This is a genomic window from Teichococcus rhizosphaerae, assembly GCF_002631185.1.
Classification (GTDB): Bacteria; Pseudomonadota; Alphaproteobacteria; order Acetobacterales; family Acetobacteraceae; genus Pseudoroseomonas; species Pseudoroseomonas rhizosphaerae.
Window position 1 is genome coordinate 1 of sequence record NZ_PDNU01000011.1, and the last position, 11378, is coordinate 11378.

The following is an 11378-nucleotide window of genomic DNA, read 5'->3' on the forward strand; positions in this document are numbered from 1 at the left end:
CCAGCCCGAACCGCCGCGCCAGCTCCAGCACCGCCTCGACGATGGCCGCGTCATGCGCGTCCTGCGGCAGGCCGGAGATGAAGCTGCGGTCGATCTTCAGCCGCGTCACGGGAAAGCTCTGCAGCGTGGTCAGGGAGGCGTAGCCGGTCCCGAAATCGTCGAAGGCGATGCCCACGCCCCAGGCGCGCAGCTGCCGCAGCGGCGCCAGCATCTCCACCCTGTCCTGGCGCAGCGCGATGTTCTCGGTCAGCTCCAGCTCCAGCGCCCCGGGCGGCAGGCCGTGCGCGGCCAGCGCCGCCCCCACCGTGCCGACGAGGCCGCCCCCCGCCAGCTGCTCGCCGAACAGGTTCACCCCCATGCGCAGCTCCAGCCCCGCCGCGCGGCAAAGGGCGGCGTGGCGGCAGGCCTCGCCGATGATCCAGTTGCCCACCCGCAGCGCGTGGCGGCTGTTCTCCAGCGCCTCGAGGAAGGCGGCGGGGCCGAGCAGCCCGCGCTCCGGGTGCCGCCAGCGGATCAGCGCCTCCGCCCCGACCAGCGCGCCGTCCGAGAGGCGCGCCTGCGGCTGGTAGTGCAGCTCGAACTCCTCCTGCTCGGCCGCCCGGCCGATCTCCTCGTCGAGCCGCCGCCGCGCCTCGTAGTCCGCCCGGTCCGCCTCGCTGAAGACGTGGCAGGCGCCGCCCCCCGCCGCCTTGGCCCGGCGGAGCGCGAGGTCGGCATTGGCGAGCAGCGCCTCGGGCCCGGCCGGCTGGCCCGGCGCCGCATGGGCGAGCCCGACGCTGGCGGTGACCCGCGACCGCCGCCCCTTCACCGCGAAGGGCGGGCGCTCCAGCGCGGATTGCAGCTCGCGCGCGATCGCCTCCGCGCCCGCCGCCGCCTCCCCGAACAGCAGCACCGCGAACTCGTCGCCGCCGAGGCGGGCGAGGTGGCCGCGCCCGGCCAGCCGGGTGGCGAGCCGCGCCGCGCCGTCGCGCAGCACCGCGTCGCCCGCGGTGTGGCCCAGCCGGTTGTTCACGTGCTTGAAGCCGTCGAGGTCGAGCAGCATCAGCGCCGCGGGCGGCTGCCCCGCCTCCCCCTCCCGGGCGATCTCGTTGAAGCGGGCGCGGTTGGGCAGCCCGGTCAGCGGGTCGTGATAGGCCAGGTGCAGCAGCGCCTCGCGCGCTCGCTTCTCCTCCGTCACGTCGCGGGTGAACATCGTGAGGCCGCCATCCCGGGCGGGAAAACTGTTCGCCTCGAAATGCCCGGCCACCGGCTCGTAGAAGAAGGTGGCCTGGGTGGGAACGCGCTCCTCCATGGTGCGCGTCAACGCCGCCCCCAGGGGCCCGGCGGCGAGGTCGGGGAACACCTCCAGCACGTTCCGCCCGATCAGGTCATACCCCTCCATCCGGCTGCGGGCGTGGCGGTTGAGGAAGGTCACGCGCCAGTTCCGGTCGAAGGCCCAGACGCCGTCGGTGGTGCTTTCCAGGATGTCGGTGATGCGCCGCTCGCGCTCGGCCACGGCCTCGGCCATGGCGTCGAAGGTCAGGCCGAGCCGGCTGATCTCCAAATCCCGGTCGATCCGCCCGGCCCGCGCCGTCATGTCGCCCCGGCGCCAGTGCTCGGCCACCGCGGCCAGGCGGGCGATGGGCCGGCGGATGTGGCGGGTGGCGAAGAACCAGGCCGCCAGCAGCGCGGCCACCACCACCAGGGCGGAGATGGCGAGGGAGGGCGCCTGGCGGTCGGCATCGGCGACGAAGCGGCCATGGTCGAGGCCGCTGGCGACCAGGAAGGGCATGCCGGCCTGGCCGGCGGTCGGAACGTAGCCCACCACCTGCCGGGCGCCATCCAGCCATTCCGTGTCCGTCACGCCGGACGCGCGGGCCTCGAGCAGCGGCCGCAGCCTTTCGGGCAGCGGCTGGCCGACATGCCGCCGGGCCGGCAGGTCCACCAGCACGGTCCCGTCCGGGTCGGCCAGGGTCAGGGTCATGCCGGGCGGCAGCCTCGTCCTGGCGAGGTCCTACGCCAGCCGGTCGAGGTCCAGCCCGGCGTTCACCACCCCCGCCAGCCGCCCTTCCCCATCATGGAAGGGCATGGACAGGTTCAGCGTGCGCCGCGCCGTGACGCGCCCCACCACGTAGCCGCCCACGGCGAAGCGGCCCGTCTCCGCCGCGCGCCGGAAGCCCGGGCGGTCGGAGATGTCGGTGCCGGGGCGCGTGCTGCTGCACCAGATGACGCCGTCCGGCCCGGCGGCGCCGAGCACCGTGTAGACCGGGAACTCGTCCCGCAGCCGCGCCAGCGTCGGGCCGCAACGCGCCTCGTCGCGTTCCTGGATGATGGGCAGCATCGACAGCACGGTGAGGAGCTGCCGCGCGCCCTCCACGATGCGCCGCTGCTCCGCGGCGGCGAGCTGCGCCAGCCGCAACGCCCGTTCCGGCCCTTCGGAAAGGTGTTCCCGGCGGTGCTCCGTGCTGCGCCAGGCTTCCAGAAGCGCCGGAGGCAGGGCGCTCATGCCGGCCAGAAGCAGCAGACGAACAAGAAAGCTCACGCACAAGGTTCCCGCACTGGCTCCCGATGCTGACGGAAAACGCCTCCGATGCCAAATCAAAATCACCGCGCGGCGCGGCCATGATGTTGAAATTCTTGAAAAATTCCCCGTGCCGCAGTTCCGGGCACCGCCCCCCCGCCCTTCAGGCGGCGCCTTTGCCGGCCAGCGCCGGGAAAGCCCCGGCCTTCGCCCGCCCCGTCAGCCACAGCGCGCCGAAGCCCTGCTCCTGCCGCAGCCCGGCGCGGCCCTGCCGGGCCAGCTCCAGCGCGGCCAGGAAGGTGCTGGCCACCGCCGAGCGGCGGCGGAGCGGCGGCGCGGCCAGCTCCTCCGGCGGCGGCCGGTCAAGGCGGAGGCTCCCGCCGGGCGTCGCCTCCAGCCGGCGCCCGAGCCGGGCGAGCGCCTCGGCCAGCGCCAGGGTGTCGCGGCCGGGCGGGGCATAGGACAGCGCCGGCACCCTTCCGGCTGGCGCGTCATAGACGTCGAAGCAGGCCAGCAGGAGGTCCAGCAGGTCGCCTAGGCCGGTGCCGCCGGCGGCTTCCGCCGCGCCCTGGCCCCGCGCGTGGATCTCCGCCCCGAGCTGCGGCCGCGCCTCCAGCCAGCGCGCCAGGGCGAGCGCCTGGACGCGGGCCTCGGCGCGGCGCGCCGCCTGCCGGAGCCCGTCGCGGAGCCGGGCGGCGTCCCGCCGCCCTTCCCCCGCCTCCGGCGTGGCGGCGGGAAGCAGCAGCCGCGACTTCAGCAGGGTGAGCCAGCTCGCCGCCACCAGCCAGTCGCCGCGCTGGGCGAGGCTGGCGGCACTGCCCGGCAGCGCCAGCAGCGCCAGGTACTGCTCCACCAGCGCGCCGATGCTGATCCGCGCCAGGTCCACGCGCTGGGCGCGGGCGAGGTCCAGCAGCAGGTCGAGCGGCCCCTCGAAGCCGTCAAGCCGCAGGACGGGCATGGCGGCCGCCTCCGGCGCCGGCTTGGGCGCGGGCGCGGGCCTCACCCCGCGCCGCCGGCCGGGCGGAGCGCCAGCCGCAGCGCGGGCCATTGCCGCTCCAGCCGCCGCACCGCCGCGAAGGGCAGCGCGCCGGCGGCGAAGAAGCCGAAGCGCAGCAGCGCCTCGCCGGGCGGCCGCCGCCCGCCCCGGCCCGCCGGCAGCCGAACCACCCGCCGCAGCTCCGTGGTGCCCCAATGCGCCCGCAGCCAGCGCCGCGCCGCGGGATGCGCCGGCCCCAGCGCCAGGACCTCGGGCGGCACCGGCAGCAGGGCGTGCAGGTCGAGGCAGCAGGCGCGGCTCACGCCGACAGCCGCGAGCGCCCGCCGGTGACGGTCCTCCACCTTCTCGCGGAACTGCGCCGCAAAGGCCCGGCAGCCTTCCAGCGACAGCCGGCCCGTGCGCGGGTAGCGGGCGGCCAGGCGGTGGAACAGGTCCTCCTCCATGGCCGCGTGATCGAGCCGCCACGGGATGACCCCGGCCCCCGCCGCGGCCCCGGCCAGGCGGGCGGCCTCGGCGGCGGGGCCCTGCACGGAAAGCTCGCCCGCCACCCAGTCGGCGTGCTCCACCGCCACGCCGCAACCGCCCTCGCTTCCCTCGCTTCCGGCAGCCATGCTTCCGGCAGCCGCGCCGCCGCCGCCCCGGCCCAGCCCCTCCGCGGCGGGCGGGCGGCCACGCGGCCGGCGCGGCGCCCGGACCCGCGCGGCCTGGCGCGCCGCCCCCCTTGGCGCCTCGTCCCCGGAAAGCTCGTCCCAGGGGAAGCGGAACCCGCTCACAGCCCGACCAGCCCCGCCGGGCTCTCGCCCACCAGCCGGGCGCGCCGCACATAGCCCCGCATGGTGCGCAGATCCCGGTGCCGGCTGTGGCGCATGATGTCCTCGTCCCGGATGCCCCGGTCATAGGCCTCGGTGATGAAGCCGGCGCGCAGGCCATGCGCCGTCAGCCCTTCCGGCCCCTCGACCCGCAGCCCGGCCAGCCTCGCGCGGCGGAGCAGCAGGAAGCGCACGGCGTCCGGCCAGAGCCGGTCATGGCCGATGCGGCCCGCCTTGCTGATGCGGCGGAACAGCGGGCCGGAGCGGTGCACCAGCGCCACGCGCCAGGCTTCCACCGCGCGCACCGGGCAGGTGGCCGGGTGGCGGCCGCGCGGGATGCCGATCTCCGCACCCGCGCGCTGCTGGTCGGTCTTGCTGCGCCGGATCCGCAGGCGCAGCCCCTCGGGCGTCGGCACCACATCGGCCACGTCGAGCGCCACCAGCTCGGCCCGCCGCAGGGCGCCCGCGAAGCCCAGCAGCAGCAGGGCACGGTCGCGCCGGCCGGCCGGCCCGTCGTCGCAGGTCTCCACCAGCCGGCGCAGCTCCGCCAGGCGGATGGCGGCGGCCTGCCGCAGCGGCCGGCCATGCTCGGCCAGCACGCCCTTCAGCGTGGCGCGGATCTCGAGATGCCCAGGATTCCAGCCGAGGCCGTTGTAGCGGTGCATCTGGCCGATCGCGGCGAGGCGGCGGCGCAGGGTGGTGGGGGCGTGGGTTTCCGCCAGGCTGGCCAGATAGGCGCCGACCGTGGCGGGCGCGGCCGGAAGGGGAACCAGCCCCGCCGCCTCGCACCAGGCGGCGTAGTGCCGCCAGTCCGCCCGGTAGGCGCGCAGCGTGGCGGGCGCCATGGAGCGCCGGGCATAGCGCTGCGCCGCCGCCCACGCCGCCCGGCCCTGCCCCGTGGCCGCCGGAGGAGGGGGTGCCGGGGACACCAGGGAAGGCGCTTCCGGCTCCGGTTCCGGGGGTGCCGCTACCGGCCGCGGGAGGCCGCGCTGCGATGCCGTCATGGCGCGGCAGGCTGCCACGCCGCCGCCGGGCTGGCCAGGGCAAATCCATCACCCGCGATAAGGAAGATTATCACGGGTAACAGGGACGCTGTTTCCGCCCCGGAAAACCCGGACTGCCGCGCCGAGTTCAGGAAGCGGGCGGCAGGCGCCCGGCCTCGCGGGAAGCGCCGCGCGGCATGGCGGAGAAAGGAGAACACATGCAGGGCCTCTGGCTGCCCTTCGGCATCGGCCTCGTGGGCGGGATGCGCAGCATGACCGCCATCGCGGCGCTCACCTGGGCGGCGGCCCTGGGGCGGGCGCCGTCCCGGTGGATTCCCTCCGGTCCGGGCGCGCGCGCCCTTTCCACCGCCGCGGCTCTGGGCGAGATGGCGGGCGACAAGCTGCCTTCCGCCCCCGACCGCCGCATCCCGCCCTCCTTCGCCTTCCGGCTGGCCCTCGGCGCGGCGGGCGGGGCGGCGCTTGCGGGGCGGGGCGCCGAGCCGCGCGCGGCAATGCTCGCGGGGATGGCCGGGGCGGTGACGGGCACCCTTCTCGGCCGCGCGGCGCGGGGCGCCACCACGCGCAGCGGCACCGACTGGGCGCGCGCCCTGGCGGAGGACGCGCTGGCCGTGGCCCTCGCGGCGGCGCTGCTCCACGCCGCCGGAAGGGCCGCTCCGGCTCAGCCCTCGCCGCGCTTCCTCGGCGGCGGCCCCTCCTTGCGGGACCGCCTCGCCTCGGACAGGAAGCGCGAGTAGAGGCCCTCCATCTGCTCCAGGAGGAAGTCGTCGAAGCCCGGCGCCACGCGGCGGTCGATGGCCAGCAGGGTGGTGCGCTCCGTGGCGCTCACCTTCATCACCCGGGTGCCGTTGGAATGCAGCCAGGGGCGCGGCGCCTCCCGCTCCCGGCGCGGCTCCGCCTCCGCCGCGGCGGGCGCCTCCCCTGCCCCGTCCTCCGGCTCCTCCAGCCACGCCATCACCTGCCGGAAACGCTCGTCGGAGGGCGCGGCGCGGAACGGGGCGGCGTCGAGGCGCGCGGCGAGGCCATCGGCCCGGGGGCTGCGCTGGCAGGCGGCGGCCAGCTCGACCCAGCGGTCGCGCCCGGTGCCGGGCGCCGGGCCGATGGCGTCGATGACCGCGGCGGGCACGCGCTGCACCACGGTGATCAGGCGGGAGATGGTGGTCTTGTCGGCGCTGAGCGCCAGCATGATCGTCTCGCGGTCATAGCCGGCCTCCTCCAGCCGGTGCGCGAAGCGTGCCCGCTCGATGAAGGAGAGATTGGCCCGCGCGCTGTTCTCCTGGCCCTGGGCCAGCACCAGCTCGCGATCCGTCAGCGGCCGCACGACCGCCCTCACCGGCCGCCCCAGCTCGGCCGCGGCCCGCAGGCGCCGGTGCCCGAAGGCCACCTGGAAGCGGCCCGGGCGCTCGGGATGCGGCCGGACCAGGATGGGCGAATCCTGCCCGCCCTGGGCGATGCTGTCCTTCAGGACGCGGTATTCCTCGTCATCCTGCGCCATGCGGTCGGCCATGAAGGAGGCCTCGATGCTGGCGGGGTCCAGCTCGACGATCACCTGGCCGGAGATCAGCCGCGCCTCCAGCTCGCGCGCCGCGTTGGCCTTGCTGGCGAGGTCGTCGATGCTGCGCGTGACGGCGCCCACCGCGCCCCGCCCGGCAAAGGGAAAGGCGGCGGGGCGGGGCGTGGGCACCTCGGAGTTGACGGCCGTCAACTTGGGCTCGGTGAGGCCCGCGAGCAGGTTCTTCCGCGCCATCAGCGCCTCCCCCAGGCCGCGTGGACCAGCTGCTCGATCTCGCCATTCACCGCGTCCAGGCATTCCAGGGCACGGTCATAGGTGGCGGGCGTGAACTGGCGGCGCTCCACCTCGTAGAGCGTCTGCTTGGTGATGCCGGCATCGGCGATGGCGACGCTCTTCAGCATCGGGTGGGTCAGCACATGCGGGCCGAACAGCGAGCGCATGAAGCCCACCATTTGGGTCTGCGGCCCGTCGCTCGGCTCGTAGCGGGTGACCAGGTAGCGGAGCCAGTCATAGCGCAGGCTGCTGCCGGCGGCCTTGAGGTGGCCGAGCACGTCGCCCAGCATGAGCAGGAACTGGCACATGGACATCACGTCCAGCATCTGCGGGTGGACCGGGATCAGCACCGCCGTCGCCGCGCAGAGCGCCGCCATGGTGAGGTAGCCAAGCTGCGGCGGGCAGTCGATCACCACGATGTCGTAGTCCTCCGCGACGGTCGCCAGGGCGCTGTCGAGGCGGGTGAAGAAGTCCTGGCCCGTGGCGCCACCCTCATGGGTCGCCAGCACGCGGGGCGTGTCGTACTCGAACTCCATCAGCTCGATATTGGCCGGCACGAGGTCGAGGCCGGGGAAGTTGGTGCGCCGGATCAGCTCGCGCAGCGGCCGCGCCTCGGTGTCGTAGCGCAGCGCCGCGTGCAGCGTCTCGTTCGGGCCGAGGTCGAATTCCGGCTGGAAGCCGTGGAGGGCGGACAGGCTGGCCTGCGGGTCGAGATCCACCGCCAGCACCCGGTGCCCTGTCAATGCCAGGTGCTGCGCCAGATGCGCCGTGGTGGTGGTCTTGCCGCTGCCCCCCTTGAAGTTCACCACCGCGATGACCTGGATGTGCTCGCCGCCCCGCCGGTGCGGCACATAGCGGCGGCTGGCGCGGCCGGTCTCCTCCAGATAGGCGCGCAGCTCCTGGATCTGCTCGGCGGTGTAGGAGCGGCGGCCCGTGCTGGTGACGCTGGGGGCGGGGCCTTTGCCTTCCAGCGACAGGTTGCGCAGATAGCCGCTCTTCACCCCCAGCAGCTTGGCGACCTCCGCCGCCTGGAAGGAGCGCAGGGGCTTCTGCGCCGCCGGGGGAAACAGTTCCAGCCTGTGCGCCTGGAGCTTCTCGGACAGGTCCTGCGCCTGGGCGCTGATGATGCTGTCGATGTCAGCGGTCGCCTTGCGGTTCCCGGCCAAGCTGTTCATGGTTTCAACTCGCAAATGCGGCTGTCAGGGCAGATGATGGGCAATCTCGCATTTTGCCCGCCACGGGGGAAGCCGGGCCGAAGGGAAGATGTGAGTTGACGGCCGTCAACCGCCCGTCCCTCGCGGCCTTCTCGCGCAGCCCGAAGAGGCTCCGCTCCAGGAAAAGGCCGCCCTCCCGTGCCCGCCGCAGCATTCCGCGCAGATAGCCGCCCGGGCCCGCGCTGTGGAAATGCCCCTCCGGCTTGGTGGAGATGATGCCGATGGCGACCGCGGCACCCGGCCGGCCCAGGACCTGGCAGGCTTCGCCGTAGAGCGTGGCGGGAATGCCGAGCCGCCGTGCCAGGGCAAGTGCCGCCTCGCTGATCTCGCCCCAGCCCGGCCGCGGGCTCAGGACCTGCTCGCCAAGCCTCGGCGCGAGCCGCGCCAGCTCCGCCGGGTGCAGGCGCGGCGCCTCCGGCACCACCGCCTCCGCCGCGCTGACCTGACGGGGGAGGGGGGGCGCCGCCTTCTCCGCAAGCCTTCCCCTTCCCGGAGCCGCTACGGTAATCCCTTCGGGTTCGTGGGGTGATTCCGTAGGTATATTGGAGCGGACATCCGCGTCGCCCAAGCCTGACATATCGGCGCTTTCCACAGCCTGCTCCAGCCAGGACGTCGCCTCCGCCACCAGCAGCCGCGCGGCGCCGATCGCTGCTTCCAGCCGTGCCGGATCCTCGGCGCGGCCGAGCGGCGCGGTCAGGCGCCGCGCCTCCTCCAGCTTCGCCGCCAGCGGGGCGGCGGGGATCTGGCGGTCCTGGGCCAGCGCCAGGAGCTGCGCCAGCGCCTGGCGGGCCCTGGCCCCCTCCCGCCGTAGGGCGCTGCAATGCCGGCGGGCCCGCTCCCCCGCCTCGGCCGCCGCCACGAACTCGGCGTGGCGCGCGGCCATGGGGCGCAGGTCCAGCCCCCAGGCCCAGAGGATGCGACCCTCCTGCCGCAGCCCCCGCCGCTTGCGGTCCGTGCCATCCCGGGCGGTGAGCAGCCGCGCCTCGATGGCGGCGGCGATCAGGCGGCTGACATGCCGCTCGCTGCAATCGAGCGCCAGGGCCAGCGCCTCGTTGCTCGGCCAGACGATCGGCGCCGCGTCGGGCGCCCAGTCCTGCGGCTGGGTCCAGCGGAAGAGGGTTTCCATCAGCGGCAGCAGCCGCGTGCAGCCGAGATGGGGCGCGGCGCGCCGCAGGGCCGCCAGAAGCTGGTTGGGGTGCCGGACGCCCGGCGGCAGGCCCTGCGCCCGCCCGGCCAGGCGGGCGGCGGCCAGATGATTGACGGTCAGTTTGCGCAGGCCACAGCTCGCCCCGCGCGGAAATGCCAGTGCTTCCACGTTGCCCGTTCCTGTCGGTGAGAATGGACCGAGACGGGCGCAAGGGCACGGCAGCCGCGAAACCAGGTTTCGTGCTTGACCCAAGGGTGGTGGGGTTCTAAAGGGATGAGTGCTTAGGGCATCCCGTTCAGGCCACCACGGTCATCTCGGTATGTTCAGCAAACCCCGCTTTGCCGAGCGGGGTTTTGCGTGTTCAGGGTTCCTCTTCGGCGGGCGCCTCCTCCGGAACGGGGGCGATGCCCGCGGGCGGCCCGGTGAGGGCGCGGCGGGCAAGGGGAGGGTGGGGGCGGGCGGTGAAGGTCACCACCGTGCCCTCATAGCCCGGCCGGCCGCGCCGCTGCGTTTCCGCCGGCGGCCGGTGCATGGCGATGTCGAACTCGATCAGCCGCTGCGTCTGCTCGAGCTCCGACAGGAGCTGGCCGAAATGCCGCAGCAGGCCGCGGGTGCCGACGCGCGCATGCAGGTCCTCGATCAGGATGGACCAGCCCGTCTCGTCCACATCCTCCGCCTTGGCGATCTCGTAGAGGCGGCGCTCGACGGGGGCGAGGTCGAAATACTCGTCTGCGAAGCTGAGCAGGCGCGTGTCGCTCAGGATGCCGCGATAGAGCCAGGCGCAGAGCGTGACCGAGACGCTGACCAGCTCCTTCTCCTTGCGGGCGTTGCGGCGGTAGCGGGTGTTCACCGCGTCGATCCAGGAGAACACGCCATCCGTGCCCTCTCCCGCCATCTCGATGTTGGTCCGCACCTGCGTGCCCTGCAGCCGCTGCAGCATCTGCAACAGCCGGTCATAGGCCTTGCCGGCGGTGTCGCGCCCGGCCACGCGGAAGAAGTCGTGCGCGGTGAAGGTGAACTCGCGGTCGGGCTTCGGGTCGTCGGCCCGCATCTCGCCCCGCCGCAGCTTCTCGGCCATCAGCGAGGCGATGTAGAGGATCAGGTCCTTGTCATAGATGGTGGCGATGCCGGAAGGGCCGGGCGCCACCTCGATCCGCACCTGCCCGTCATCGTAGCGCAGCACCTCCCGCGTCGGCGCCGTCTTGCCGAGGTGGAAGAAGGGGTAGGCCATGACGCTGCGCTGCCCGCGCACCTTGCCGCGCAGCGGGCTGTCGAACAGGTCCGGCGTCAGGTCCCGCTCGCGGCGTGCCCGCGCCGAGCCGCCCGCCTTGCCCGTGGCGGGCGAGGCGCAGGGCTGGTCGGGCAGGCCGGAGGTCCGCCTCGGGCCTCTCTGCTGCGGGGTCGCTGGGCGTGCCATGCGCGTTGTGCCGGGAAATCCGCTGTGGTCCAGACCGCAGGATGCACAAGTGGCGTGGGATCGCGAGGGGCAGTGTTCGGGGTTTCGCCTCCGAAAGACAGAGTTTGATTCGGGGTTTTGGCTCCGAAAACCCGCCGCAGGGGCGGATTTGCCCCGTGCGGGCAGTTGCAAGCGCATCTGCGCCGGCTGTTTCACCTGCCTCGAATCGCAGGCCCCGGCAGGGCATCCCCACGAGTCGGAGGCCGATTCCCCCTCCCTGGCGGCCTTCCCAGCCGGAAGGCGCAGGCTAAATGCGATTTTGCCGCCGGCTTGCCAGCACGACCGACTCTGACCGGGCGCTTTCCCGATTCAGCGGCGGCCGGCGGGGCAGGGCAGGCCGGCCACATGACCACCGGAAGGTGGCCTCCGCACCGCGTTCGGGGTTTCGGCTCCGATATTCCGCCGCGATGACGGGGCTGCGCCGGGCGGCGAAAGGGAGATGATGAAGGTTCCGATAAAAGACAAGGT

Annotated in this window: 10 protein-coding genes; 1 reads left to right on the forward strand and 9 read right to left on the reverse strand. The window is 74.2% G+C overall.

From position 1 onward, the window contains the following. From CR162_RS08570 to CR162_RS08590, 5 genes are all read right to left on the reverse strand, one after another. A partial coding sequence (locus CR162_RS08570; RefSeq protein WP_141563112.1) for a putative bifunctional diguanylate cyclase/phosphodiesterase occupies positions 1–1963 on the reverse strand: 1963 nt, incomplete at its 3' end. Positions 1964–1993: 30 nt separating this feature from the next. After that, positions 1994–2521 (reverse strand): PDC sensor domain-containing protein, encoded by a 528-nt coding sequence (locus CR162_RS08575; RefSeq protein WP_141563113.1) that lies wholly within the window; start codon positions 2519–2521, stop codon positions 1994–1996. 142 nt (positions 2522–2663) lie between these two features. Next, entirely contained in the window at positions 2664–3458 is a 795-nt protein-coding gene (locus tag CR162_RS08580) for a segregation/condensation protein A (RefSeq protein WP_141563114.1), read from the reverse strand. 41 nt (positions 3459–3499) lie between these two features. Then, positions 3500–4108 (reverse strand): hypothetical protein, encoded by a 609-nt coding sequence (locus tag CR162_RS08585; RefSeq protein ID WP_141563115.1) that lies wholly within the window; start codon positions 4106–4108, stop codon positions 3500–3502. 158 nt (positions 4109–4266) lie between these two features. Beyond that, positions 4267–5235, reverse strand: a complete 969-nt coding sequence (locus tag CR162_RS08590) for a tyrosine-type recombinase/integrase (RefSeq protein WP_281254961.1) — start codon at positions 5233–5235, stop codon at positions 4267–4269. Positions 5236–5507: 272 nt separating this feature from the next. Between CR162_RS08590 and CR162_RS08595 the strand changes: the two genes are divergently transcribed. Continuing rightward, on the forward strand, positions 5508–6044 hold the full coding sequence (locus tag CR162_RS08595; protein ID WP_218014860.1) for a hypothetical protein: 537 nt from the start codon (positions 5508–5510) through the stop codon (positions 6042–6044). Here CR162_RS08595 and repB read toward each other — a convergent pair. The 4 genes from repB to CR162_RS08615 all read right to left on the reverse strand — a co-directional run bounded on the left by repB (position 5969) and on the right by CR162_RS08615 (position 10871). Then, on the reverse strand, positions 5969–7054 hold the full coding sequence (gene repB / locus CR162_RS08600) for a plasmid partitioning protein RepB (protein WP_099095139.1): 1086 nt from the start codon (positions 7052–7054) through the stop codon (positions 5969–5971). The two genes, CR162_RS08595 and repB, sit on opposite strands and share 76 nt — an antisense overlap. After that, positions 7054–8268, reverse strand: a complete 1215-nt coding sequence (repA, locus tag CR162_RS08605; protein WP_099095140.1) for a plasmid partitioning protein RepA — start codon at positions 8266–8268, stop codon at positions 7054–7056. The genes repB and repA overlap by 1 nt, the downstream gene beginning before the upstream one ends. Before the next feature lie 4 nt (positions 8269–8272). Continuing rightward, entirely contained in the window at positions 8273–9622 is a 1350-nt protein-coding gene (repC, locus tag CR162_RS08610) for a plasmid replication protein RepC (protein ID WP_176559777.1), read from the reverse strand. A 193-nt stretch (positions 9623–9815) separates the two neighbouring features. Further along, complete coding sequence (locus CR162_RS08615) at positions 9816–10871, reverse strand: replication initiator protein A (RefSeq protein WP_176559778.1); 1056 nt, start codon at positions 10869–10871, stop codon at positions 9816–9818. Positions 10872–11378 lie beyond the last annotated feature (507 nt).

Bases quoted from the DNA above. Each gene is read 5' to 3' on its own strand.
- CR162_RS08580 (WP_141563114.1), bottom strand. From the start codon at position 3,458: ATGCCCGTCCTGCGGCTTGACGGCTTCGAGGGGCCGCTCGACCTGCTG.
- CR162_RS08585 (WP_141563115.1), bottom strand. From the start codon at position 4,108: ATGGCTGCCGGAAGCGAGGGAAGCGAGGGCGGTTGCGGCGTGGCGGTG.
- CR162_RS08595 (WP_218014860.1), top strand. From the start codon at position 5,508: ATGCAGGGCCTCTGGCTGCCCTTCGGCATCGGCCTCGTGGGCGGGATG.
- repB (WP_099095139.1), bottom strand. From the start codon at position 7,054: ATGGCGCGGAAGAACCTGCTCGCGGGCCTCACCGAGCCCAAGTTGACG.
- repA (WP_099095140.1), bottom strand. From the start codon at position 8,268: ATGAACAGCTTGGCCGGGAACCGCAAGGCGACCGCTGACATCGACAGC.
- CR162_RS08615 (WP_176559778.1), bottom strand. From the start codon at position 10,871: ATGGCACGCCCAGCGACCCCGCAGCAGAGAGGCCCGAGGCGGACCTCC.